Raw genomic sequence first — 23,616 nt, 5'->3', positions numbered from 1 at the left:
AGGACGTGGCGGATCCGGTGCTCGCGACAGGGGACGGTGCAGACTTCGCGCTGCTGATGCAGGCACGTCGGCGGTTGCGTGATCTGGTGGTGCAGCTGGAGATGGCGCCGTTCGCGGACCGGACTGCGGCGTCCATGCGCGCCTATCTCGATGAGGATGCGGGACCGGCGCAGGCGGCGTTTGCCCGCTGGGCGGCGTTGCCGAAGGCGGCGCGGGACACGTTGGCTGCCCGGATGCGGCAGGAGCAGCCGTGAAGCGCCGCAAGGAGCGTACGGAGGATGCGCTGCCGGCCGAGGCGGGCGGTTGGTCGCTGGGTTCCCTGGGCGCTGCGGCGAACACGGTGACGGTGATCCGCCGTACGGCTTGGGTCCTGTTGGTGGCGGGGCCGGTGCTGGCGGGGTGGGCGCTGGTGTCCCGGCCTGCGGTCGCACCGGCTGCAGCCCCGGTCCGTCAGGAGCAGCCTGCGGCCGGGCAGTCTGCGGGGCCGGGCGGGTTCGCCGAGCTGTTCGTGAGCGCGTATCTCGCGGCCGGGGAGGGCACGGAGGAGTCCTTGGCGCCGTTTCTGCCGAATGCCCGTGAGGTGAGTCTGACGGCGGATCCGGGTGTGCAGCGGGCGCAGGAGCTCGCGGCGGTGCGGGTGCGGCTCGTGTCCTCCGGCTACTGGTCGGTGACCGTGGCTGCCCGGGTGGCCCCGGTCGGTACCGCGGACGGGAAGAAGGAGCCGGGGCCGGGCGAGGTCAAGGCCGGGCCGGTGCTGCGGTATTTCCAGGTCCCGGTCAGGACCGGTGCGGGGGGTGCCCTGGCGGCTGCGGCTCTGCCGGCCGAAGTGGGCGCGCCGCTGTCCGGTGAGGCTCCGTCGCTGGCGTACGGGCAGTCGGTCCCGGTCCGCAGTACCGATCCGGCTGCGCAGACGCTCACGGGATTCTTCGCCGCCTATCTCGCCGGCAGCGGTGAGCTCGACCGCTATCTGTCCCCCGGTACGGCCCTGGCGGCGGTGTCGCCCGCGCCGTACACGCAGGTCGAGGTGGCCCGGCTCGCCGAGGTCGGCACGAACGACCCGGGCAGCGTCGGTCCGAAGTCGGACGGGGCGCGCAGGCAGCTCCTCGTCGACATCACCGCGTCCGATACCGGCGGTCAGAAGCGGCCGCTGGCGTACGCGATCACGATCACCGGGCGGGGCGGGCGCTGGGAGATCGCATCCGTGGAAGGCGCCCCCGTGCTGAGCCAGGAGCCGGCCGGGGCCGAGAAGAAGGAGACCGCGCAGTGATGGACATGACGGTACTGGCCGGGGCAATCGACGACGTCGACCAGCTCACCCAGAAGATCACAACTCTGCTGGTCGGCTCGGTGATGGGGCTCATGGTGGTCGCGTCAGTGGCAGCCGCCTGGGCCAAGACGAAGTCGGTGCTGGCCGGCGGTGTGGCATTGATCGGTGCAGTGGCGCTGTGGTTCGCGGTGATGAATGCCACGGTGTTCCGCGACAGCGTGGGTGAGGACATCGCGCCGGGCGGCTCCGCCAAGAGCGCGGGCGCCAATCACGCAGTGGTCCAGGTCATCGAGCCGGCGGACGGTGAGCGGCGATGACCGGCATTCTCGCCGTCGTTGTGATGGCAGTTCTGGTGTTCTTCTCGGTGTCGTATGTATGGGCCAAGATCCGTTCGCTGTTCTCTTCGGTCGCGGTGGTCATCGGCGCAGCGCTGTTCCTGTACGTGATCTTGTCCGCCGTGTTCCACGACGGCGTCGGTATCGAGGTCGGCTTCGGTGGTTCCGCGAAGAGCGCGGGCACGGTTCACGTGGCGGTCCAGGGGATCGACTCGCTGGCAGGTGTGCGGTGGTGAGCGGTGCTGCGGCGTCGTCGCCGGAGGTGCTGGTCGGCCGGTGTTACACCCGGGCGCGCCGTCACCCTTTGATGATCGGGAAGTGGCCTGGTGGGCGGGGGCGGATCTGGGGTGGTCCGTATACGGTGCCGCAGATCGTGGTCCTGGCTGTCTCGCTCGCGGGTCTGGTGCTGACGCGGGGGGTGTGGGCGCATTTCGGGCTGTTCAACTACGTGATCGCGCTCGGTGGGCCCTACGGGCTGTCGCTGCTGGTGCGTCACGTTCAGGTCGACGGCCGTAATCCGCTGGCGGTGGCCGCGAGTTCCGTCTCGCTGGTGACGCGTCCGTCGGGAGGGCGGCTGGGCGGTCGTCCGCTCAAGGCGCTGGGCAGTCACCGGCCGCTGATCGGGGTGTGCAGCGTCACCTGGGCCGCACCGCAGCCCCGAGCAGGGGGCGGGAGCAAGGGCCAACCCGTACTCCGCCCGGTCCGGTCACAGGTTGCGCTCTCCAATGTGATGGCCGTCGGCCGCAGCACCACGGCAAGCGCTTCTGTGCCCGAGAGCCCTGTGGCCGTCGGCCAGGAGGACGTCGGCGCAATCCGTGGAGCGGGTGGCCGGCCGGCGCCGGTCGCGGCGGCGTTGCTCGCCGCCCGGCGTCGCGACATCCGGTCCAGCGCGAGTGATGCGCCGGTGGCGCAGCGAGGGGAGTGATCCGCGATGCGGATGCCGATCCGGCATGTGGCCGGGAACGTGATGTGGACCGTGCACGGTCAGGTCTGGGCCGTCTACCGGGTGGCGGGGGCGGATGCCGCTCATACCTCGCGGCGGGCGAAGGAGCAGCGGCTGGGGCAGCTGGAGGCGCTGGTCAAGGCGCTCAGGGGTGAGTCGATGCTGCTGAGTCTGTGCCCGGCCGTCGACCCGGCAAGCGTGGTCGCGAAGATGACCGAGGGGATCGACCTGGTGGCTTCTCCCCGGTACCGGCAGGCCACCGGTGTGCTGCGGGGGCAGCTGGAGCAGCTGGAGCTGACGGGGCGTACGGACTGGCTCGCGGTTCCGCTGCCCATGACGCGCGGGGAGTCGGCGCGGGAGGTCTTCGCGGCGGCGCGTGCGGACGTTGCCCTGCAGCTGGGGCTGCTGCCGCGGCCGGTGTCGGCGCGCGAGGAGGACGAGCGCCTGGCCCAGGCGCAGCGTTTGTCGTCGGTGTGGCCGTCGGCCATTGCTCTGCGTCCGGCGACGACGGCTGAGGTTCTGTGGATCTACGGGCACAGTGCCCGTCGTGGCGTGCTCGAACCGGTGCTGCCGGTCGGGGCAGGTCCTCGGATGCGGGGGCGGGGGCGGGGTGCGGCGGCGCTCGGTCAGGTGGTGCTCGCCGAGGGCGGCAACCTGCTCGGCGAGCAGGTTTCGAGCGGCGGTGAAGGCGGCTTTGGCCGGGCGGGGAAGCGCGCGGGGCGGCGGAAGGCGGGGCGGCCGAATCCCTTTGCGCGGCGCTGGCTGGAGGTGACCACGGAGTGGGGGCCCTCGTATCAGGTGATGCTCGCCCTTTCCGAGATGCCCGAGGCGTTCGCGTTCCCGGGGTCTGAGTATCTGTCATCCCTGGACGCGTTCTCCTTCCCGGTGGACTGGGTGGTGCGCCTGAGTGTCTCCTCCGGCACCGAGGCGGAGGCGAAGACGAGGCGTCAGGCGCGCGAGCTCGCCAACCAGTACAACGAGTACGACGGTGAGACCGCGGGTGTCCCGGCCAGCGTCGACAAGGCGGTGGGAAGCCTGGACGAGTACCGCGAGCGGCTGACCGCCTCGCAGACGGAGGTCGAGGTCCGTGCCATGACCGCCCTGTGCGTATGGGGCGGCACCCCCGAGGAGGCCGAGCGCCGGGCCGGGGAGCTCACCGGGCACTTCGCCGGCAACGAGTACACCTTCACCCGCCCGCGCGGCGAGCAGGAGAACCTCTGGCACGGGATGCTGCCCGGTACCCGCACCCCACAGGTCATGGCCCAGTACGCGCAGTACCTGGTGGCGCGGGACTTCGCGATGGCCGGCCCGTTCACGGGCAGCGGACTCGGCGATGCCACGGGGCCCTTGTTCGGTCTGCATCTGGCCGGCGGCGGAGTCCGGCCGGTGCTGACGGACTGGACGCGCGGCCCACGGGAGAACACCTCGGCGACCGCAGCGTTCATCGGGGAGCTCGGTGCAGGCAAGACAACCGCGATGAAGTCGGCCGTGTACTCCGTGCTTGCCGCAGGGCGACGGATGCAGGGCGGCACACGGCGCGGCCGGGCCGTGATCGTGGACCGGACACCGCGCCAAGAATGGCTCCGCTACGCGCAGGCGTGCCCGGGTGAGACCGAGTGCATCACCATCGACGACCAGGCCGCCGTCTCCCTCGATCCGCTGCGCACGTTCACCGGGCGGGAAGCGCAGCGGTTCACCGAGAGCTTCTTGACGCTGCTGCTGGGGCTGGCTCCGATGAGTGATGAGGGCATCGCTCTGTCCGAGGCGGTCGAGGCGGTGCTGGCCGAGCCTCATCCCTCGATGCGGGTCCTGGTCGAGGAGCTCACCAACCGCGGTGCGTCCGGTGATACGCATTCGGCGATGGCTGCCCGCCGACTGTCTGCGGTGAGGCGTAAGGACCTGGCCCGCGCGGTGTTCGACGAATCCCTGCCCGTGGTCCGCGGCTCGTCGGCCGACACCCTGGTCTTCTCGGTGTCCTCGCTCGCACTGCCCACCAAGAGCGAACTGCGCGGCGGCGGGGACCGGCTGGACAAGATGGAGTTCGAGAAGATCTTCGGGCGTGCGGTGATGTACCTGATCGCCGCTCTGTCCCGGAAGGTCGCCTACGCGGACCTGGACGAGTTCGCCCTGGTGGTGTGGGACGAATGCTGGTGGCTGACCTCCAGCCCGGAGGGCCTGGCGCTGGCGCTGGAGCTGGTCAAGGACGGGCGCAAGCACAACGCGGGAGCGCTCTTCGGCGCCCACGACGCAGACGACATCGGCCCCGACGCCGACGAGAACGGGCAGATCCTGCGCGGCCTGATCCCCCGCAAGTTCGTGTTCCGGCACACGGATATCAACCTCGCCCGCCGGGCCCTGCGCTTCCTCGGCTGCAACCCCGACGACGAAGACCTCCTCACCCTGGTCACTACCGGGCTGTCCCCCAACAGCCCCGAGCTCAGCGACGAGGAACGCGCCGCGCGGGCCGGCGAGTGCCTGCACCGCGATCTGACCGGGCGGATCGGCGCCATGCAGGTCACGCTGCCCGCCGACGAACAGGCCGTCGCTCACATCCACTCCCAGCCCATGCAGAGCGCAGCAGCATGACCAAGCGGGCCGCCGTACCGGCGGGAACACCGATACCGCGCACCCGGGCCCGGGGCATGCGCGTGCTGCAGGGAGTGAAGCGGTGGCTGCGTCCCGGGCGGTCCATGGCCGTGGGCCTGGCGCTGCTGGCACTGTCGTGCCTGACATCGCTGGTGCTGGCGACCGTGACGGCCAGCGCGGCCCCGACACCGTCGCCGACGCCTTCGGTGGGCCCGACACTGCCCGGCCCGGACAACCCCCTCGACCCGACCCCGATGGTGCCCGATCCGGGAACCTCGGGCAGGCCGGACGACTCCCCGCTGATCCGCAACGGGATCAAGGAGGCCGAGAAGAAGGAGAAGGCCGCCCGCGCCGAGTTCGACAAGCTCGTGGCGAAGTACAAGAAGGACCGGGCCGCGCAGGGCGGGGTGCTGTCCGCGTTCGAGGTGACCGACCGGGACGGGAATCCCGTCAGCTCGTACCGCATCTACTCCGACACCGGGGACTGGAACGACTGGGACCTGAGCGTGGAGGGGTTCCTCGTCGACATGATGTTCCTGGGGAACAAGTGGGCCGTCAGCTTCGCCTGCTTCCTCCTGACCTGGAGTCTGGCGTTCTCCCTGGCCGGGCTGATGCTCAAGCCGGCTCTGCAGGTGTCGACGTCGCTGTACGGCGGGGTCGTCGTGCAGATGGGCCTGCCGGCGCTGTTCCTCACCTTCACGATGGTCGTCGCGTCGTGGCATCTGCTGTTCGGGAACCGGGCCCGCGGCTGGGGCGAGATGGCGGCAGCCCTGGTCATCTCCGCGCTCGCGCTCGGCGCCCTCGCCTCGCCCCCGCAGCTCCTGCTCAGCACCGACACCGGGGTGGTGGGCACCGTGCGGGCCCTGGCCGTCGAGACCGCCGCCCTGGTCCTGGACAAAGAGGCCATCGACACGAACCGGCCGACCACCGACAACGAGTGGGAGAAGAAGCCCTCCGGGTCGACCGTGGGCACGCAGGTCCGTTCCTCGCCGAGCGCGCTGGCCCGGCCCATCACCGATGCCCTCGTGGACGCGTTCGTCGCCCGGCCAGCCATGCTCCTGTCCTACGGGCGGACCTTCGACGGCAGCTGCGGGAAGAAGTTCCGCGATTCACGGATCCAGCAGGCCGTGTTCGACCAGCTCGTCGACTCCAAGATGGAGAAAGGCAAGTCCTTCCTCAAGGACCTGCCGGGCTTCGGGATCGCACTGCCCGACAACGTCAAGAACTGGATCGTCGACACCGCTGTCGATGGCACCGCCTCCCAGATGCTGGAACAGGTCCACGCGTCCGGCCCCATCAAAGCGTTCGAGAAGGCATGCGTGCCGAACGCCGGCACGCTGAAGAAGGCGTCGATGGACAAGGTCGGCGGCGCGCTCTTCATGCTCCTGGCCGCATTCCTCACCTGCGCGTTCGTCATCGTCCTGGACGGTGCGTTCCTCTTCGCCCAGCTGCAGATCGCCATCGAGGCGATGATCGCGAAGGTGGCCCTCGCGGCGGGGATCCTGCCCGGCCCCGGCCGGGCCTGGCTGTGGGACCGGGCCGCGGCCATCGCCCGCGGCCTCGCCCTGATGCTCGCCTCCATCGCCTCCCTGTCCGTCTTCATCGTCGTCGTCAACGCCGTACTGAACACACCGGAAAGCGACCTGCCGGGCGGTGTCACCGTCCGGTTCGTCCTCCTGGACTGCGTCTGCGTCGCCGCGTTCATCTACCGCAAGAAACTCGCCCGCTCCACCCGCGGAGCGGTGGCACGCGCCCGTCACCGCCTCGGCAACTCCCCGCTGGGCGGAGCCGCTTCACCCGCCCCCGCCAGCCCGCCGCGGCGCGGCGGGCTCGGCAAGGGCCTGCTGCTCGGCGGGCTCATGCTCGGCGCAGCCGTCGCCACCGGAGGCACCAGTGCCGCACTCGGCAGCGCCGGACGGATCGGCACCACCCGGCTCGCCACGCGCCTCGGCGGCCGGCTCGCCCACAGCGGCGGCCGTGCCGTGGCCGGGCTGACGAAACTCACCGGCCGCACCATCGAAGCGGGCGCCAAAGGCACCGCGAAGGCCGGGGTGTTCGGCCTCAAGGCCACCGTCGGACTGCCGGTGTACGGGCCGCGCGCCGCCCGCAGAGTCGGCGCCGCCGCGACCGCACTGCCCGGCCAGGCAGCCAGCAGGGTCAGCAGCGCCGTCCAGAACCTCCAGCAGGGCGCCCAGGCTCTCAACCGGAGCTACGTCCAGCCCGCCCAACAGTTCGCCGGGGAGTACCGGCACAACGTGCGCTCCCTCGGCCGGATCGTCCGCGGCCGCCCCGGCCTCGGCCCCTACACCCCGCCAACCGCACCCGTAGCCCGGCGCACACCGGTACGGACACCCCGCCCGGCCCCCAGCACCTCTCCGGCCCGTACTTCGCCCCCCGCACCGGTCGCGCCCGCGGTCCGACGCCGCCTGGCACCCCCGCGGGTGGTTCAACCGCCCTCCAGCCCAGCCCAGGCGATGCTCCAGCAACGCCTCCACCGTGCCCGGCAGCCCCGCACCACCAACACTGCCCCGCCTGCCGCCCCCGGCCCGGCCACGCCCCCACATCCCGCTCCAGCACCTCGTACCCCGCGCCCGCATTCCTCGGGCGGGCCGGGTCGGCCATGAACAGCTCCCGCAAAGCAGTCCTGGCCGGATCGGGGCTCCTGGTCCCGGCGGCGCTTGTGATCGGGGTGCTGATTCTGTTCGTCGCCGCTGTCGCGAACGGCGCGGCCGGGCACGAGGAAGACACCACGGCCCCGACCGGAACCGGTACTGCCCCGGGCGCAGTGGCTGGCATCAGCCCGGTGATGCTGTCCGCCTACACCCGTGCCGCCTCGAACGTCCGCACGCTGCGCCCGAAGTGCAAGGGCATGCGGTGGTCCGTCATCGCCGGAATCGGCAAGGTCGAGTCCAACCACGCCGCCGGGCGGAACATCGCAGCCAACGGCAACATCAGCCCGCACATCCTCGGCGTCCGGCTCAACGGCTCCGGAGCCGGCGGGAACACCAGCTCCTTCTCCGACACCGACCGCGGCCGCCTCGACAGCGACACCGCATACGACCGGGCAGTCGGCCCCATGCAGTTCCTGCCCTCCACCTGGAACGGACCCAGCGGCCAGGACGGAAACGGAGACGGCGCGAAAGACCCGCACAACGCGTTCGACGCAGCGCTCGGGACCGCCGTCTACCTGTGCGGCACGGGCAGCACCGACCTGTCCAGGTCCGCCGACCTCCGCAAGGCGGTCTACCGCTACAACCACTCCGAGACGTACGTGGACGACGTCACTGGCCACATCACCGAATACGACCGCCTCCCCGCCGCGGGAGACAGCACGGGTACGGCGACCGGCCGGGCCGGCGCCGTCGTCAACGCCGCCCTGGCGCAGCGGGGTACCCCCTACGTCTGGGGCGGCGGCAGCACCACAGGCCCCACCAAGGGCGGGTACGACTGCTCCGGCCTCATGCTCTACGCCTTCTACCAAGGCGCAGGGATCACGCTCCCCCGCACCTCCCAGCAGATGCGGCACTCCGGAACCCGAGTCCCCCGCTCCGACATCCAGCCCGGCGACCTCATCGTCATCAACAACGACGGAAACTGGGGCCACGTCGGCCTCTACGCCGGAAACGGCACCATGATCCACGCACCCCGGCCCGGCAAAACCGTGGAAACCACACCCACGGCCGGCTACTGGACCCGGTACGACTGGGACGTACGCCGAGTGCTGTGACGCCCTCGGACCAGTTCCGCGGGCCCATTTCACTGGCAGCTGTACGTCGCGGCTTGCTTCTCCCACATGGCGGCGTATTTGGATCCGTCTGTCGCAAGCAGTGATGCGTGGGTGCCTTGTTCGAGGAGTCGGCCGTCGTCCAGGACGACGATGGGGTCGGCGCTGCGGGTGGAGCCGAGGCGGTGGGTGATGAGGATGACGGTGCGGCCGGAGCTGAGGGCTCGGATGCGGTCGTACATCGCTTCTTCCGCGTGTGGGTCGAGGGCCGAGGTGGGTTCGTCGCAGAAGTCATCTCATTTGGTTGGGTCGGTAGGCTGTCGGCTATGGCGGGGATTGTTGAGCGGCTGGCGCCGGATGAGTTGTGGGAGTTGTTTCAGCGGGTGGTGCCGGAGGCGCCGTCGCGGCCGCAGGGTGGCGGGCGGCGCCGGCATGGTGATCGGGAGGTGCTGGCCGCGATCGTGTTCGTGGCCACGTCGGGTTGCACGTGGCAGCAACTGCCGTCGGGGTCGTTCGGGCCGTCGGGGGCGACGGCTCACCGACGTTTCTCGGAGTGGACCAAGGCCAGGGTGTGGGCCAAGCTGCACCGTTTGGTCCTCGACGAACTCGGCTTCCGCGGTGAGCTGGACTGGTCGCGGTGCGCGATCGACTCGGTGAACATGCGAGCCATGAAAAGGGGGACCTGACAGGTCCGAATCCTGTGGATCGCGGCAAGTACGGGTCGAAGATCCATTTGATCAACGAGCGCACCGGTCTGCCTCTCTCGGTCGGCATTTCCGGGGCGAACATGCATGACAGCCAGGGACTGGAGCCACTCGTACGGGGCATCCCGCCCATCCGCTCCCGTCGCGGCCCGAGGCGGCGAAAGCCCGGCAAGCTGCACGGAGACAAGGGCTACGACTACCGCCACCTGCGGCAATGGCTCCGCAGTCGCGGCATCACCCATCGCATCGCCCGCAAAGGGATCGAGTCCTCCGCCCGTCTGGGCCGCCATCGCTGGGTCGTGGAACGGTCGATGTCCTGGCTCGCGGGATGCCGACGCCTCCACCGCCGCTACGAACGCAAGGCCGAACACTTCCTTGCCTTCACCGCCATCGCCTGCACCCTCATCTGCTACCGCCGCCTCACCAAATGAGATGACTTCTAATACTCCAGCTGTAGATCGTGATCTTGCTGGTCGGGGCCGGTGCGGATACGGGTGCGGGGGCCACCGTTGATCATCGTGAGTTGTGTGGACTGACGATGAGACGGTGGCCGCAGGTCACAGCATAGATCCAGGCCGTTGGCGGGATGCGTTCGAGGTGGCCATGGGCCGTATCGCGGGCCGCTTCGCCCGGGTCGAACCCCGGCTGCGGGCCGGGCGTTTGATGCTGGGGCTGCTGTCGGACCTGCCCCGCAAGAACTGCTGGACGATCGCGGAGTGGGCGGGGGAAAAGTCCCCGCACGGCATGCAGCATCTGCTGTGCAGGGCGTCGTGGGACGCCGATGCGGTGCGTGACGATGTACGCGAGTACGTCGTGGAGCATCTCCACGACGAGGAGGCGATCCTGGTCGTGGACGAGACCGGCGACGTGAAGAAGGGCACCCGCACCGTAGGGGTCCAGCGCCAGTACACCGGAACCGCCGGCCGGATCGAGAACTCCCAGGTCGCCGTCTATCTCGTCTACGCCGGGGCACGGGGACACGCGGCCGTGGACCGGGAGCTGTACGTCCCACGCTCATGGACCTCGGACCCGGACCGCTGTCGGGCGGCCGGGCTGGCCGAGGACACCGCCTTCGCGACCAAGCCGGAGCTGGCCCGCACGATGATCGAACGGTTCCTGGACGCCGGGCACCATATCGACTGGGTGACGGGCGATGAAGTTTACGGCGGCAACCCGAAACTGCGGGCGGCCCTGGAAGAACGCGGTCTGGGCTATGTCCTCGCGGTTGCCTGCTCGGCCGAAGTGGCCACCGGTGCGGGAAGGTTCCGCGCCGACGGGCTGGCCGGCAAGCTCCCGAAGCGGGCCTGGCAGAAGCTGTCCGCCGGCCCCGGCGCGAAGGGGCACCGTTACTACGACTGGGCCGTCATCGACCTCACCGACCCGACGCCGGGCCACCGTCAGCTGCTGATCCGGCGCAACCGCACCACCGGCGAGCTCGCCTACTACCGCTGCCATTCCACCGGTCCGGCTCCGTTGCGCACCCTGGTCAGGACGGCGGGATCCAGGTGGCGGGTGGAGGAAACCTTCCAGGCCGGGAAGGGGTTGGCCGGACTCGATGAACACCAGGTCCGCCGCTACCCGTCCTGGAGCCGCTGGGTCACCCTCGCCATGCTCGCTCACGCCTTCCTCGCCGTCGTCCGCGCAGACGAGCATGCACGGCGCACTGGTTCGGACGACCTGGCCCCGCTGACCTGCAACGAGATCCAGCACCTGTTCCTCACCATCGTCGTCCGGCCACTGAACGACCTCGCTCACCGGATCGGCTGGTCCGACTGGCGACGCCGCCATCAGGCACGATCACAGGCCAGCCATTACCGTCGACAAGCCGCATCCCATAACCGATCTCGGCATGGCGCTCCGCCGGAGTGCACTCGATCATGTGGAGCATGAAGCGCCGGAAGCGTGCTCTCGCGTCACGGCAACGAGCGTGTGAGCCAGACCACTTCACCGTTGTCTTCCGTGGAAACGTGATCCCGCTCGAACCCGAGCTTCTCAAGGACACGGAGCGACGGTGTGTTCCACGCACCGACGGTCGACCAGAGCCGTTTCCGCCCGGTCGCGATAGCGGCATCGAGCACCGCGCTGGCCGCCTCGGTGGCGTAGCCACGCCCATGCGCGCGCTGGAACAGCTCATACGCGATTTCAGGCTCCTCTACGGTGGAGCGGCCGATGATCAGCCCGCAGTAGCCGATGAAGTCGCCTTCGTCACGGCGCTGGATGGGCAACAGGGCGATCCCCGTAGTCGCCGTCGCAGTGAGCAGCTCCGCGATGGACGTCCGGATGTGCTCAACCGTGGGGGTCCCCTTGCCGCGTTCGGAGAGGAGGGCGCAGAACTCAGCGGCGTCCGACTCGGCCCACGGCCGCAGTATCAGCCGCTCGGTCTCAAGGTGGAACGGCATCGTCTCGTACGTAGTCATGCCCCCACTTTGCCCACGGATCATCACGAACTACAGCTGGAGTACTAAACAAACGTTGTGGAGACCCGTGAACAGAGCCAGGTAGTCCCTTCCTCGTGACCAGCACGTCAGAAACCGGTCCCGGTTCCCTTCCCCAGGGCCCGCCTGCCTTTTTGTGCGGCCACGGCCTGGTCATCGGCCGCCGAAAATTCACTCGGGACGATCCGTTCCGCAGGTAACAGCCTCGGAGAATCAACGGTACTCAAGTGCGTCGCGGGGGCGGGACCGGTGCCGAGACGTCGGCGCATCGTGCTCATCCCGACAGTCTGCACGGGAAATCAGGAGCCTGGTTCCTGCTCAGCCGACAACGCATGCGCGCAGACAAGACCAACCAGATCTCTTCCCATTCGCCTGTCACGTTTCGGGCCAGTGGGCTCCTTGCGCAGGTAAGAGACGGCAATGGGCCGTCCCGTGCGGGAGGTGCGTATGGCAGGGCACACCACTGAGTTCCGGAATGAAGCAGGGCGCAGTCGACTGGACGCGGATGTCGAGACGCTGGTCAGTTTGTGCGGGTGGCTGGTCGCGGTGGTGTTCGTGGTCGGGTTCATCCGCGGGTGGTGGTGGGGCGGGGATCTGCACAACCTTCCCTGGGGACTGGGAGACCCGGCTGCGGAGGCGGTCGAGGAGCGGCGGGGGTGGCCGATGGTGCCGGTCCTGGCGGCGGTGCTCGGGGCGGTGTGTGCGCGCTGGGCGTGGCTGGCGCTGGCTGACCTGGTGTGCGGGATAGATCCCCGGATCCGGCGCCGGGGGTGGCGGCTCTGATGGGGTGGCTCCCGGCCGTCGGCCGGTTCGATGCGAGTTGGTTGATCGGCACGCTCTGGGGTGCCCGGTGGTGGGTGATGGGCGCAGCCGCTGCTGCGGTGTGCGTCGGGGTGTGGGCACGGCGGTGGTGGCTGCGGCGGGCTCGGACCATGTTGCGGGATCGGTCTGTGGTTGCCCTGGTTCCGGCTGCGGACTTTGACCCGTCGCTGGAGGAGATCGAGCGGCACGCGGCGCGGCTCGCGAGGGTTCCGGCGGTCGTGGGGTGGGCGCCGGAGCGGGCGGTGGGGGTGCGGGTCCGGCTTTCCAGTGACGACGGCCGGCTGTCGTACCGGCTGGAGGGCCCCGCACGGGCGGCGGCGCTGCTGAGACTTCGGGCCTTTCCCGATGTGGACGTCGTGGATCCCGGGGTCAATCGCGACGAGGTGCCCCGGATCCGGTTCGACGGCGTGGCCCCGCTCGACACGGAAGATCACGATGAAGATGAGGACGCGTGACAGTTCGGCTGGAGAAGGCGCTGCGCGGCGAGGGCGCCGGCGTGGATGACCGTACGGACACAGAGGGTGGGGGCCGGTTGTATGTGGCGCGGGCGGAGTTGGTTCTGGCCCGGCCCGATCACCGTCAGCTGACGGCCGCTGGTCTGGATCCGGATCCTCTGCAGCTGATGGCCGCCGCGTGCGCTCACGCGGACAGTGAGCGCGGTGAGCACGTTGAGCTTGTGGTGGACCTGGTGCCGGTGGCCGGGCGGCGGGTGGCTCGGTGGCGGCGACGGCTGGTAAGGCGTGCGCAGCAGCGGGGCCCGTCGGCGTTTGGAGAGCAGTTGGACGGCGGGGAGCAGGCGGGGGCGGGTGGGTCACTGTGGTCTCAGGTGTTCGCGGGCCTGGATGGTGGTGGTTCGCGTGGCCGTCAGGGCCAGAGGTCGGGGCGGGTTCCCCGGTCGTCGGATCTGGCCGACGGGGTGGGCAAGTTCCTGCCGGGCGTGGATGCCCAGGTGTTCGCGGTGCAGGTGATGGTGCGGACGGTTGCCGCTCATCCGGCGCAGGCACAGGGGTTGCTGCATCAGGTGATGGCAGTGATGGATGCGTGGTCGGGGGAGAACTGGTGGCGCCCGGTGGGGCCGCGGGTGGGTACGTGGCGTCCGTACAGCAGTGTGTGGTGGCGCCGTCGGGGCTTCGAGCGGCGGTTTGCGTCGGGTGAGTTCGCGCCTTCGCGTCGTCAGTGGGTGACCTCGCGGGAGATCGCCGCGTTACTCAAGCCGCCGTCGGTGCGCTGCACGCCGTCGAACGTGGTGCGGACCGGGGGTGTGGTGCCGGCGGCGCCGTCGCGGCTGCCGGAGTGGACCGGGCAGCAGGGTGTGGTGCCGCTGGGGATGGTGACCGGTGCGGACGGGCGGGTGCGGCTGGGTGCTGTCCCGCAGAAGGATGTGTTGTTCGGCGCGAGCTTCGGGCGGTCGGGTTTCGGGAAGTCGGAGCTCGCCTTGCTGCAGGCGTTGACGCTGGCGTATGCGGGGTTCGGGGTGTGGTTCCTGGATCCGCACGGTGCGGCGGTCCAGCGGGCGTTGCCGTATCTGACGCACCCTGCGGTCGCCGGCCGGGTGCAGCTGATCGATCTGAGCGTGAAGGATCCGGCGGCGCGGATCGCGTCGTGGAACCCGTTGTCGATGGAGGGGCGGGACGCCACGCAGGTCCAGGACGTGGTGGGCGCCGTTGTCGGCGGCCTTTCCTCGGCTCAGGGGTGGGGCGATAGGGCGCCGCGGGCGCGGGCGATCCTGTCCCACGCGGTGCAGGTCCTGGCTCATCTGGCGCTGCTGATGTGCGAGCGGGGGCGGCCCGACCTGCAGCCCACACTGTTCTCGATCACGCGGCTGCTGACGGATGAGCTGTGGCGGGTGCAGGTGCTGGAGCAGCTGCCGCGGCGGCTGTCCCGGTTCTGGCGCGAGACGTTCCCGAAGTACGAGGGGAATGCGGTACCGGTCGTGACGCAGATGCTGGAGCAGTTGGAGACGTCCGATTCGCTGCGGGCGTTCCTCGGACAGCCCCGGTCCAGCTACGACGTGCGGCAGGCGATGGATCAGAACAAGGTGGTGCTGCTGCGCTGCTCGGGGACCGGTGGCGGTGACCAGATCATCACGAGCCTGCTGCTGTTCGATCTGTTCCTGGCCGGGCTGTCGCGCGAGGGTGTGCCTCCCGAGGAGCTGGAGACGATGTTCGCTTTCGCGGACGAGCTGACCGCGATCGACGGCGCCTCACGCGGATACGTCGCGGCGATCCTGGAACAGCTGCGGAAGTACGAGGTGCGGCTGATGGGGCTCACACAGATGGTGATGCGGCTGTCCGAGGAGACGCGGCAGGCCCTGATGCAGAACCAGTCCCTGCTGTCCGCCAGCGGGGCGGACAGCGGTGAAGCAGCCTTTGTCACCAAGCGTCTGGCCGGCGTCGCTCCGGCGGTGCTGGAACAGCTCGCGAAGTACCAGTACGTGATGTCGACGATGCTGCACGGGGAGAGAACTTCTCCGTTCCGGGTGCGGGGTGTCGCGGTCCATCAGGTGCTGGCCGACTACCACCGCCCCGACCTCCTGCCCGGCCTGGTCGACGCGATCGACCGCAACCTGAGGCGCCGGCCGGTCGGTGAGATCCTCCGCGTACTCGACGGGGACGACGACCGGTTCCCGGGCCTGGACGACATGCTGCTCACCCATCTCACCGGCCGCATCCCTGCCGGGCCGGCCGAGACCGCCGGACGAAGTGAGGTCGCCTGATGTCCCTCGCCGCTACCGAGGCTCGTACTGCCGGACTGTCTCGCTTCGGGCAGCAGCTGCTGCCGCTCCTCTACCAGCACCGGCTCATCGCCACCGGCCAGCTCCACCGGCTCCTGACTCCGCACACCCGGCGCCCGGTGTATCTGCTGCGCCAGCTCGGCTACCTGCGCGCGATGGGTCTCGCGGAGTCCACCGACCGGCGCACCGGTCGGATGGGACGCTGCGAACAGCTCTGGTACATCACCCCGTTGGGCTGCGAGATCGTGGAGGCCAGCGACGAGGTGACCGCCCGCTCGTACCGCATCAGCCCCAGGGCGGCCGCCTCCCAGCTCCAGGAGCACACCCTCGCCGTCGTCGACACCGGTATCGCGTTCGCCGAGTGGGCCGGCCGTCTCGGTGATGAGTGCGGTCCGCTGGACTGGGAGCCGGAGCTCGCGCACCGTGTCCGCGACGGTGACAGCCGGCTCGGCGACGACGCGTTCCTCGTCCCGGACGCGGTGCTGCGCTACACCCGCACGACCAGGGACGGGCGGCGCCAGCTGTTGACGTTCTTCCTCGAAATCGACCGGTCGACGATGCAGGTGGCCCGGCTGGGCCGGAAGCTGGGTACGTACGCCCGTTACGCCTCCTACACACCGCAGCCGTCGGGACGCCGTCAGCAGGCGAGTACGCGCGAGGCATGGCGCGAGCGGTATCCCGCGTTCCCACGCCTCCTGATCGTCCTCTCAGGAGCACCTGAACGGGTTCTTCAGCGCCGTACCGAGGACCTTCGGGCACTGGCCTCCGCCAACCCCCGCATCGCGCACGGGAGCCAGCTGCGCGCCGGTATCACCACCGCCGAACTCCTCGACAGACACGGGCCTTTCGCGCCCATCGTCACGCCGGTACTGGGTGATGCCGACCCGACCGACGTGTTGCTGGCACCGCATGCCGAGCCGGGAGTGAGCAAGTGAACCGGAATGCCTCACCAATGCCGACGGTTCGACAAAACCGGTTCTCGCATTCGCACCGTTCTGCGTTCAACTTTCACTTCGGATGGCGTGCGGGGCGCGGAATCCCTGACGTCGGGATCCCGTCACGCGGGATTGTGCCGATTTACGGCGCATGCCATACACCTGAACTGGGAGAACAGGCTGGGCTGTTGGCCGGAATTTGCGTAATGTATGGGACCAGACCGCACGGTCGGCTTCCGGACCACGTCGCGCGCATGCTGCCACTCGCAGCGCGCGCCGCAGGTCGGGGCACCGTGGCATATGCATGGGGAGGCACAGTGGCGCAGTCAGTTCGATCGGGACACTCAGACGTTCGCAAACGAAATCGTGCGTGTTCGGCAACCCTGCTCGCCGTCGCCTGCGCGCTCGTGACCGCCACGGGATGCAGTTCCGGCAAAGCAGATGACCCGAAAGAAGCCCCCTCGGCGTCTGCTTCAGAGAAGCAGACGCCGAGCACGCCGGTAGACGCCACCGAAACCTCTAAGAACGAAGTCATCGCCACGTACAAGAAGTACTGGCAGGAAATGGAGCGCTCGTACGCTCACAGCAGTACTGAGGGGACCGACCTCAACAAGTACGCGGCCGGCGTGGCACTTGTCCGGGTCCAGCAGGACACAAAAGACATGAAGAAGGCCGGTCAGGTCTTCACGGGCGGCGTGACGGTGGGCAGCCCGACAGTGACCCGCCTCGATGACACTCGCAAAGTGCCCAGCGCCACCGTCTCCAGCTGCCTCGATGTCTCACGCTGGACCGTGGTCGACGAGAAGACGAAGAAGCCTGCGCCGATGCCCAGCAACCGGCTGACGAAGTACGTCAATATCAGCACCGTCGAGCGCTGGCCCGACGGCTGGAAGGTCATCAAGGACGAGCCTCAGGCGGCCAAACCATGCTGACCTCACGTCGCTTTCTCCTGCCCGCTGTTCTGGTGCCGACGTTCCTCGCGGGGGCAGGCACGGCGCTCGCCTCGGATGGCCCGAGTACGGGCGTGGGCGGGTGCAGGAACCAGTTCGTATGCGTCAGCGCGGAAGACCCCGGAAAGCCGGGTCGCAGGCATGGAACGCGGCCGGCGGGCTCCAAGACCGGCGGACAGACCAAGGGGAAGCCCAAGCCGCCCGAGTGCACACCCCCGAAGAAGCTGGACCCACAGCCTCCAGCGGCCAGCGCACTGTGGGAGGGGCATGACCCCGCCGACGGTGGGGCCGTGTACGTACGCAGCTGCCAGCACTACATGGCCGGCGGCGGGTCGACAATGATGCCCGAGGCAGTCTACGGAGGGCCTGGCGGCCCGCCCGCCCCTGCAGTCGATCCTGCCGTCGTGGCCCAGCAGGCCGTGGACAAGATGCTGCTGAAAGGCCCGCGGATCGGCATCACTCCGAAGCCTGGTGGCAAGGGAGTGGTCGGTATGCCGGTCTATATGTGGACGGGCAAGGGCGCCGAGACGTACGGGCCGAACTCTGCCTCCGCCACGGCTGGAGCTGTGACCGTCACGGCTACCGCGAAGGTCAGCAAGATCGTGTGGACGATGGGAGACGGCGCGACGGTCACCTGTACGACTGCAGGCACGCCGTACAGGGCGGAGTACGGCAAGAAGCCGTCTCCGGACTGCGGCCACCGCTACACCCAGCCCTCCTCCGTCCAGGAGTCCGGGAAGTACCACGTCACTGCGACGTCGACCTGGACGATCGACTGGACCGGCGGCGGCGAGACCGGCCAGCTCACTGAGATCCGTGACAGCGCTGTGGACATCACGGTCGCTGAGGTCCAGGTCCTCAACTAACACCGTTCTCTTCTCTGCAGAATTCCGAGAGGCAACACCGCATGGAGTCCCCCGTCGCCGTGCCGCCGGCGCCCCGCGCCGCCGCCCCGGCCCGCCCTGACATCCCCATCACCACGACGGCACCGGTCAAGCGGGAGCGCCGCTGGTCGGTGGCCGCGCTCTGCATCGTTCTGGCGGCTGTCGCCGGGCTCGGCGCGGCTGCGGCGGTCACGTCGGCCAGCGACCGTACCCGGGTTCTTGCCGTCGCCCGTGATGTCCCGGCCGGGCAGGCGCTGACGGATGACGATCTCACCGTGGCGGAGGTGTCGGCCGATGCGCATCTGACTCCGGTTCCCGCCTCCGATCGGGGCAGCATGGTCGGGAAGCGGCCTGCCGTGGATCTGCGTAAGGGTGGGCTGCTGACGGCCTCCCAGCTGTCCGCGGGGACCGCTCTGGGCGACGACAAGCAGCAGGTGGGTGTGCAGGTCAAGCGGGGCCAGGCCCCGGCCGGCGCTCTGGCCCCCGGTGACAAGGTGCTCGCCGTGACCACCCCGGCCCAGGGGGAGGAGTCCGACGCCAAGGGCGCCGAGGCGCCGCCGTCGTCGATCAACGGTGTCGTGGTCTCCGTGTCCCGCCCGGACGCCTCGGGCACGATCGTGGTCAACCTAGCCGTCTCCCCCACGGACGGGCCGCTGCTCGCGACCCGGGCCTCGACAGGCCGGATCGCTCTGGTCCGCGAACCGCGGAGCAACTGACATGCCCGTGACCGCACTTGTCTCCGCGAAGTCCTGCGGCGTCACCGCCTCCGCGCTCGCCCTGACCCTGGCCTCGAAGCGTCCCTCGCTGCTCGCCGAGTGCGACCCGGCCGGCGGCACCATCCGTGCCGGGCTCCTGGACGGGCGCGCCACCGCGGGATTCGGCCTCTACCACCTCGCCTCCGCCGAACGCACCGGACCCGACGCGCTCGCGAACGCGTTCGCCAATCACCTGTGGCCGCTGGACGAGGCCGGGCACCGCAAACTGTTGCCCGGCCTGACCGATCCCGCCCAGGCGGCGGCACTCGGCCGGACCTGGCCGGCCCTGTCGGATGTCCTGCACGTCCTGGCCGCCGAAGCCGGATACGACGTGTTCATCGACGCCGGGCGCCTCGCGCTGGAGTCCGGGCACCTTCACACCGTGCTGACTCCGGCTCCGCTACTCCACCAGGCCGACCAGGTCCTGCTCGTGGTCCGCAGCACCGAACAGTCCCTCACCCTGGCCCGGCACGTCATCGACCCGCTGCGCACCGAGCTGCAGGAACGGGGCTCGGGCGCCGACGCCCTGGGCCTGCTGCTCATCGAGGGCGGCACCTACCGGGCCCACCAGGTCAGCGACGCCCTCAAGGGGGTACCGGTGCTGGGCGCCCTGCCCTGGGACACGGACACCGCCCACTACCTCACCCTTGGGGGCCGGCCGCCCCGCGGCTACTCCCGCAGCCCCCTGCTCCGCCACGCGCGCACCGCCACCGAGCAGATAGAGGCAGCCACCTCGCGTCGCCGGATCCAGCAGGAGTACCCGGCCCGGCCCGCCAACCCGCAGCTGGCCGGGGTGCTGCAGCGCCTGGCCGAGCAGCGCGGAGGAACCCGTGGCTGATACCCACCAGCGACCCGGCACCAACGGGCATCCGGAGCCGATGGGCCGCCAGGAGCTCGCTTCGCTGCTGTCCGGGCATCTCGGGCAGCGCCGCACGCCCACGCCCGCCCAGTCACCGCAAGCACCTGCCGCTCCCCCGGCGGTGAGTCCGGCCGCTGTGCCACGTCTGGCCGGACTGCCGGGCGAACTCCCGGTGAGCTGGGAGGTGATCGAGGCTCTCCAGAGCGAGGTATCCAAGGCGCTCAGCGAACAGGACCCCGACAAACACCTGGAGGAACCCGACCGCCGGGCCCTGGCGCGGGCCCTGGTCACCACCGCGGTCGCGGACTGGTCGACCAAGCACGCCCACGGCAACACCCCGCTGACCGCCGAGCAGGAAGGCGCGATCGGCACCGCGGTCTTCGATTCCATGTACCGCGGCGGCAGGCTGCAGTCCCTCCTCGACGAGGACGGCGTCGAAGACGTCATGGTCGACGGGCTGCGCGCCCATGTCGAGTACCACGACCGGCCGCGCCGCACCATCGAGAAGGTCGCAGACAGCCATGAAGAGCTGATCACGTGGGTCAACCGCATGGCGAGGCTGTCGGGTCACGGTGAGCGGGCCCTGACGCAGGCCACCCCCATGGTCGGCTTCCGCATGCCCGACGGCTCCCGTGTGACCGCCTCGCTGCTCACCACGCGGCCGTCGGTCGTCATCCGAAAGCACCGCATCCGCCAGCACGGCATCACCGAGCTGGTCCAGTGGGGCTCCATCAACCCCCTGCTGGAGGCGTTCCTCACCTCCTGTGTCCACGCCAAGATGAACATCCTGGTCGTCGGCGACATGGGCGCTGGGAAGACATCGCTGCTGCGTGCGCTGGGCCGGGAGATCCCTGCCGCCGAGCGGCTGGTCACGCTGGAATCCGACCGGGAGCTCTACCTGGACGAACCGGGCCCCAAGCCCGGCCCCATCACCTACGCGTTCGAAGCGCGGCAGTCCAACGGTGAGCGCCACGGCGACAAGCTGGCCGGGGAAGTGACGATCAGCGACATGTTCGCTACGGCTCTGCGGTACAACGCCACCCGGGTCATCGTCGGTGAGGTCCGCAGTACGGAGATCGTGCCGATGCTGCAGGCGATGTCCGCCGGCGGCTCCGGATCCATGTGCACCCTTCACGTCCGTCGGCCGCACGCCGTCATCAGCCGCCTGGTCCAGCTGTGCACCGAGGCCGGCATGGCGACCGAAGCCGCCCACCACCTCATCGCCTCGTCCATCGACGTCGTCGTCTACCTCACCTACCTGGACGAGACGGCGCTCGGCGGCAAAAAGCACCGGTACGTGTCGCACATCTACGAGATCCACGACGTCGTCGGCGAGGGCGGACGGCCCACCACGAGCGAGCTGTTCGCCCCGCACGGCGCCGAGGTCCGGGCGGTGTACAAGAACATGCCGACCTTCATCGGCGAACTCGAGCGCACCGGGAAGTTCGCCCGGCAGTGGCTGACCGAAAACCCGCACAGCTGGTGGGGACCGGCCCTGCAGACAGTGAGCGCACGATGACCCACACCCGCACCGACCGCCCGACGAACACGGCACCCGCCGGGGGGCCGGTATGACCACGTCCCAACTGGCCCTGGTCGCGGCGTGCTGCGCCGTTCTCGCCGTGCTGGCCGTTGTTGCTGCCGTCCGTGAGTTCCGCGGACGAGTGCCTGACCCGGTCAAACCCAACTCCCGCCTGGCCGACCGTATCCAGCGCGCCCGGTCCGACCTGCCGGAGAAGTGGCAAAACCGCTGGCGGCACCTGGTCCTCACGGCCGCCATCGTCACCCTGGTGGTGTGGGCGTGGACGGGGTGGCCCGTGCACGGGCTCCTCGCCGGAGCCGCAGTCCTGGGATTCCCGTTCATCCTGAATCCGGGCACCGCGGCCGTGCACCGCATCGAGCGCCTCGAAGCGCTGGGCCAGTGGCTCAATCATTTGGCCGGTGTCCACACCGCCGGGATCAGCCTGCCGCAGACCATCCGTGCGTCGGCGAAGAACGCCCCAGCGCCAATCGCGGCGAACGTACGGGCCCTGTCGGAGCGGCTGCGCTCCGGCATGGAGGCACACACCGCGTTCGCCCACTTCGCGGACGAGCTCGCCGACGGCGTCTCCGACCACGTCGTGCTGCTCTTCCAGAGTCACGCCGTCTACAAGGGGCCCGGTCTCTCCGACGCGCTGGAAGCCCTGGCGGTCACGATCCATCAGCAGGCCGCCGACGCCCGCGACATCGAGGCCGACCGCGCGAAGGTCCGCAAGTCCTCGCGCATGGTCTCGGTGGTCATCTCGCTCGTCGTCGTCGGCTGCATGCTCAATGAGGGCTGGTCGGGCTGGTATCAGTCACCGGCCGGGCAACTCGTGCTGGCCGTGCTAGGCGCCATGTTCGCCTGGACGCTGTCGTGGCTGCGCCGCATCGCACGCACCAAGCCCGACCCCCGCCTCCTGGCCCCGCTGCCCACCGCCGGCCTGCCGACCACATCCGCAGTCGCAGCACCGCGGCGGCCGGACCTGTCCGCCGATGTCCACACCAGCGGAGGTGTCCGGTGATCCCCCTGCAGGCCGTCCTGCCCGCAGCCGCCGCCGGCGCCCTGATCGGCCTCGCCGTACGGGCCGCATGGCCGGCCAAGCCCGACCTTGCCTCTGCGCTGGACCGGCTCGATGTCAGCAAGACCCAAGCGGCCCTGCCGTCCGCAGCACCAGCCGTCACCAATTCGCTGAGCGAGCGCGTCGGGAACCAATTGCTCGACGGTGGATTCGGCGGCCGGATCCCCCTGCCGCTCAAGGACCTGAACCTGCTGCGGATCAGCCCGGCGGAACACCTAGGCAAACGCGTGCTGTTCTCTCTGTACGGACTACTGCTCCCGCAGCTGATGCAAGCGCTCCTTGCGCTGGCCGGGGCGGCGTTCCCGTTCACGCTCCCCGCCATCGTGTCGCTCGCCCTGGCCGCGCTGTTCTGGTTCCTGCCCGGCCGGGAAGTCGCCCGCAACGCCGCAGCCGCCCGCCTCGTCGTCCGGCACGCCGCAGCCTCCTACCTGGAGCGCGTCGCGCTGGCGAGGATCGCGAACTCGGGCGCCGCCCAGTCCCTGACCGAAACCGCGGAAGTCGGCGACGGCTGGATCTTCGTCAGAATGCGGCAGGTCTTCCACCAGGCCGACCTCGCCGGCGTCACCGTGTGGGACGCACTCAAGCAACTCGGCGAAGAACTCGACATCCCCGAACTCACCCGCCCCGCCGACACCCTGGCCCTCGCCGGTGACGGCGCCGCCGTCTACGCAACCCTGCAGGCCCAGGCGAGGCAGCTGCGAATCGCGATGCTGTCGGACGCAAAAGCACAGGCCAACGAGGCGTCAGCGGCAATGGTCCTGCCCGTGACCTTCGGCGTCGTCCTCATGCTCGTCTTCGTCATGATCCCTCTCACCTTCACCATTCTCGTCAGCTGATCCGGAGGAAAAGAACGATGAACATCGAAGCGCTCACCCTGCTGCTCAAGGCCCACTGGGGACGGCTGAAGACGGCCAGAGACGAGGGCCAGGGCACCACCGAGGTCGCCGTGATCACCGCCGTCGTCATCGTCGTGGCCGCCGGGGTCGCCCTGGCCATCAAGACGAAGGTGGCCGAGAAGGTCGGCATCATCAGCGGCGGCTGACCGAGCACTGCATCCGCCCGCCATCACGTCGATGAAGAGGA

Annotated in this window: 24 protein-coding genes; 22 read left to right on the top strand and 2 right to left on the bottom strand. The window is 69.7% G+C overall.

Annotated features, from left to right (window positions below):
- Positions 1–5 precede the first annotated feature (5 nt).
- From OG953_RS44545 to OG953_RS44510, 8 genes are all read left to right on the top strand, one after another.
- Positions 6–254 (top strand): hypothetical protein, encoded by a 249-nt coding sequence (locus OG953_RS44545; protein ID WP_189282085.1) that lies wholly within the window; start codon positions 6–8, stop codon positions 252–254.
- Positions 251–1,267 (top strand): conjugal transfer protein, encoded by a 1,017-nt coding sequence (locus OG953_RS44540; protein WP_331736129.1) that lies wholly within the window; start codon positions 251–253, stop codon positions 1,265–1,267. Before OG953_RS44545 ends, OG953_RS44540 begins: the two co-directional genes overlap by 4 nt.
- Positions 1,267–1,584, top strand: coding sequence for a hypothetical protein (locus OG953_RS44535; RefSeq protein WP_331736126.1), 318 nt, complete (start codon positions 1,267–1,269; stop codon positions 1,582–1,584). The genes OG953_RS44540 and OG953_RS44535 overlap by 1 nt, the downstream gene beginning before the upstream one ends.
- Entirely contained in the window at positions 1,581–1,838 is a 258-nt protein-coding gene (locus tag OG953_RS44530) for a hypothetical protein (protein ID WP_331736123.1), read from the top strand. Before OG953_RS44535 ends, OG953_RS44530 begins: the two co-directional genes overlap by 4 nt.
- Before the next feature lie 125 nt (positions 1,839–1,963).
- On the top strand, positions 1,964–2,527 hold the full coding sequence (locus OG953_RS44525; RefSeq protein ID WP_331736121.1) for a hypothetical protein: 564 nt from the start codon (positions 1,964–1,966) through the stop codon (positions 2,525–2,527).
- 6 nt (positions 2,528–2,533) lie between these two features.
- Entirely contained in the window at positions 2,534–5,131 is a 2,598-nt protein-coding gene (locus OG953_RS44520; RefSeq protein ID WP_331736119.1) for an ATP-binding protein, read from the top strand.
- Positions 5,128–7,755 (top strand): hypothetical protein, encoded by a 2,628-nt coding sequence (locus tag OG953_RS44515; protein ID WP_405692679.1) that lies wholly within the window; start codon positions 5,128–5,130, stop codon positions 7,753–7,755. The genes OG953_RS44520 and OG953_RS44515 overlap by 4 nt, the downstream gene beginning before the upstream one ends.
- The gene (locus tag OG953_RS44510) at positions 7,752–8,858 is read left to right on the top strand and encodes a bifunctional lytic transglycosylase/C40 family peptidase (RefSeq protein WP_331736115.1); all 1,107 of its coding nucleotides are present in this window, start codon (positions 7,752–7,754) and stop codon (positions 8,856–8,858) included. The genes OG953_RS44515 and OG953_RS44510 overlap by 4 nt, the downstream gene beginning before the upstream one ends.
- A 29-nt stretch (positions 8,859–8,887) precedes the next feature.
- Here OG953_RS44510 and OG953_RS44505 read toward each other — a convergent pair whose 3' ends face one another.
- Positions 8,888–9,097, bottom strand: coding sequence for a hypothetical protein (locus tag OG953_RS44505; protein ID WP_331736114.1), 210 nt, complete (start codon positions 9,095–9,097; stop codon positions 8,888–8,890).
- A gap of 84 nt (positions 9,098–9,181) precedes the next feature.
- Between OG953_RS44505 and OG953_RS44500 the strand changes: the two genes are divergently transcribed.
- Together OG953_RS44500 and OG953_RS44495 are read left to right on the top strand one after the other, a co-directional pair.
- Positions 9,182–9,990 (top strand): IS5 family transposase gene (locus OG953_RS44500; protein ID WP_331736111.1). Its coding sequence is split into 2 segments (ribosomal slippage): positions 9,182–9,523 and positions 9,526–9,990, totalling 807 coding nucleotides; the frame shifts between segments, so codons are not numbered across the junction.
- Positions 9,991–10,162: 172 nt separating this feature from the next.
- On the top strand, positions 10,163–11,449 hold the full coding sequence (locus OG953_RS44495) for an IS701 family transposase (protein WP_331736109.1): 1,287 nt from the start codon (positions 10,163–10,165) through the stop codon (positions 11,447–11,449).
- Between the two features lie 23 nt (positions 11,450–11,472).
- Here OG953_RS44495 and OG953_RS44490 read toward each other — a convergent pair whose 3' ends face one another.
- Complete coding sequence (locus OG953_RS44490; RefSeq protein ID WP_327388022.1) at positions 11,473–11,976, bottom strand: GNAT family N-acetyltransferase; 504 nt, start codon at positions 11,974–11,976, stop codon at positions 11,473–11,475.
- A gap of 465 nt (positions 11,977–12,441) precedes the next feature.
- Between OG953_RS44490 and OG953_RS44485 the strand changes: the two genes are divergently transcribed.
- The 12 genes from OG953_RS44485 (at position 12,442) to OG953_RS44430 (ending at position 23,575) form a co-directional block, all read left to right on the top strand.
- On the top strand, positions 12,442–12,777 hold the full coding sequence (locus OG953_RS44485; protein ID WP_405692676.1) for a hypothetical protein: 336 nt from the start codon (positions 12,442–12,444) through the stop codon (positions 12,775–12,777).
- Between the two features lie 41 nt (positions 12,778–12,818).
- Positions 12,819–13,271 carry a hypothetical protein gene (locus tag OG953_RS44480; RefSeq protein ID WP_405692674.1) on the top strand — a complete coding sequence of 151 codons (453 nt, stop codon included), beginning with the start codon at positions 12,819–12,821 and terminating at the stop codon, positions 13,269–13,271.
- Positions 13,268–15,532, top strand: a complete 2,265-nt coding sequence (locus tag OG953_RS44475) for a hypothetical protein (RefSeq protein WP_331736102.1) — start codon at positions 13,268–13,270, stop codon at positions 15,530–15,532. Before OG953_RS44480 ends, OG953_RS44475 begins: the two co-directional genes overlap by 4 nt.
- Positions 15,532–16,485, top strand: a complete 954-nt coding sequence (locus OG953_RS44470) for a replication-relaxation family protein (RefSeq protein WP_331736100.1) — start codon at positions 15,532–15,534, stop codon at positions 16,483–16,485. The genes OG953_RS44475 and OG953_RS44470 overlap by 1 nt, the downstream gene beginning before the upstream one ends.
- Positions 16,486–16,892: 407 nt before the next feature.
- Positions 16,893–17,417 (top strand): hypothetical protein, encoded by a 525-nt coding sequence (locus OG953_RS44465; RefSeq protein ID WP_331736098.1) that lies wholly within the window; start codon positions 16,893–16,895, stop codon positions 17,415–17,417.
- 422 nt (positions 17,418–17,839) lie between these two features.
- Positions 17,840–18,301 (top strand): ATP/GTP-binding protein, encoded by a 462-nt coding sequence (locus tag OG953_RS44460; protein WP_405692672.1) that lies wholly within the window; start codon positions 17,840–17,842, stop codon positions 18,299–18,301.
- 41 nt (positions 18,302–18,342) lie between these two features.
- Positions 18,343–19,035 (top strand): SAF domain-containing protein, encoded by a 693-nt coding sequence (locus OG953_RS44455; protein ID WP_331736094.1) that lies wholly within the window; start codon positions 18,343–18,345, stop codon positions 19,033–19,035.
- Between the two features lies 1 nt (position 19,036).
- The gene (locus tag OG953_RS44450; RefSeq protein WP_331736092.1) at positions 19,037–19,912 is read left to right on the top strand and encodes a hypothetical protein; all 876 of its coding nucleotides are present in this window, start codon (positions 19,037–19,039) and stop codon (positions 19,910–19,912) included.
- Positions 19,905–21,452, top strand: a complete 1,548-nt coding sequence (locus OG953_RS44445) for a CpaF/VirB11 family protein (protein WP_331736090.1) — start codon at positions 19,905–19,907, stop codon at positions 21,450–21,452. The genes OG953_RS44450 and OG953_RS44445 overlap by 8 nt, the downstream gene beginning before the upstream one ends.
- A 52-nt stretch (positions 21,453–21,504) precedes the next feature.
- The gene (locus OG953_RS44440) at positions 21,505–22,476 is read left to right on the top strand and encodes a type II secretion system F family protein (protein WP_331736088.1); all 972 of its coding nucleotides are present in this window, start codon (positions 21,505–21,507) and stop codon (positions 22,474–22,476) included.
- Positions 22,473–23,369 (top strand): type II secretion system F family protein, encoded by an 897-nt coding sequence (locus tag OG953_RS44435; RefSeq protein WP_331736086.1) that lies wholly within the window; start codon positions 22,473–22,475, stop codon positions 23,367–23,369. The genes OG953_RS44440 and OG953_RS44435 overlap by 4 nt, the downstream gene beginning before the upstream one ends.
- 17 nt (positions 23,370–23,386) lie before the next feature.
- The gene (locus tag OG953_RS44430; protein WP_267010000.1) at positions 23,387–23,575 is read left to right on the top strand and encodes a hypothetical protein; all 189 of its coding nucleotides are present in this window, start codon (positions 23,387–23,389) and stop codon (positions 23,573–23,575) included.
- Positions 23,576–23,616 lie beyond the last annotated feature (41 nt).

The organism is Streptomyces sp. NBC_00057, assembly GCF_045041165.1.
Lineage (GTDB): Bacteria > Actinomycetota > Actinomycetes > Streptomycetales > Streptomycetaceae > Streptomyces.
The sequence above is the reverse complement of the archived record's forward strand: the minus strand, read 5'-3'. Positions and strand labels throughout refer to the sequence as shown.

What these genes read in the sequence shown, in the direction of transcription:
- OG953_RS44455 (WP_331736094.1), top strand. Translation starts at nt 18,343, where the DNA reads ATGGAGTCCCCCGTCGCCGTGCCGCCGGCGCCCCGCGCCGCCGCCCCG.
- OG953_RS44530 (WP_331736123.1), top strand. Translation starts at nt 1,581, where the DNA reads ATGACCGGCATTCTCGCCGTCGTTGTGATGGCAGTTCTGGTGTTCTTC.
- OG953_RS44450 (WP_331736092.1), top strand. Translation starts at nt 19,037, where the DNA reads ATGCCCGTGACCGCACTTGTCTCCGCGAAGTCCTGCGGCGTCACCGCC.
- OG953_RS44505 (WP_331736114.1), bottom strand. Translation starts at nt 9,097, where the DNA reads ATGTACGACCGCATCCGAGCCCTCAGCTCCGGCCGCACCGTCATCCTC.
- OG953_RS44490 (WP_327388022.1), bottom strand. Translation starts at nt 11,976, where the DNA reads ATGACTACGTACGAGACGATGCCGTTCCACCTTGAGACCGAGCGGCTG.
- OG953_RS44485 (WP_405692676.1), top strand. Translation starts at nt 12,442, where the DNA reads ATGGCAGGGCACACCACTGAGTTCCGGAATGAAGCAGGGCGCAGTCGA.
- OG953_RS44515 (WP_405692679.1), top strand. Translation starts at nt 5,128, where the DNA reads ATGACCAAGCGGGCCGCCGTACCGGCGGGAACACCGATACCGCGCACC.
- OG953_RS44495 (WP_331736109.1), top strand. Translation starts at nt 10,163, where the DNA reads ATGGGCCGTATCGCGGGCCGCTTCGCCCGGGTCGAACCCCGGCTGCGG.
- OG953_RS44510 (WP_331736115.1), top strand. Translation starts at nt 7,752, where the DNA reads ATGAACAGCTCCCGCAAAGCAGTCCTGGCCGGATCGGGGCTCCTGGTC.
- OG953_RS44535 (WP_331736126.1), top strand. Translation starts at nt 1,267, where the DNA reads ATGGACATGACGGTACTGGCCGGGGCAATCGACGACGTCGACCAGCTC.
- OG953_RS44470 (WP_331736100.1), top strand. Translation starts at nt 15,532, where the DNA reads ATGTCCCTCGCCGCTACCGAGGCTCGTACTGCCGGACTGTCTCGCTTC.
- OG953_RS44440 (WP_331736088.1), top strand. Translation starts at nt 21,505, where the DNA reads ATGACCACGTCCCAACTGGCCCTGGTCGCGGCGTGCTGCGCCGTTCTC.
- OG953_RS44430 (WP_267010000.1), top strand. Translation starts at nt 23,387, where the DNA reads ATGAACATCGAAGCGCTCACCCTGCTGCTCAAGGCCCACTGGGGACGG.
- OG953_RS44520 (WP_331736119.1), top strand. Translation starts at nt 2,534, where the DNA reads ATGCGGATGCCGATCCGGCATGTGGCCGGGAACGTGATGTGGACCGTG.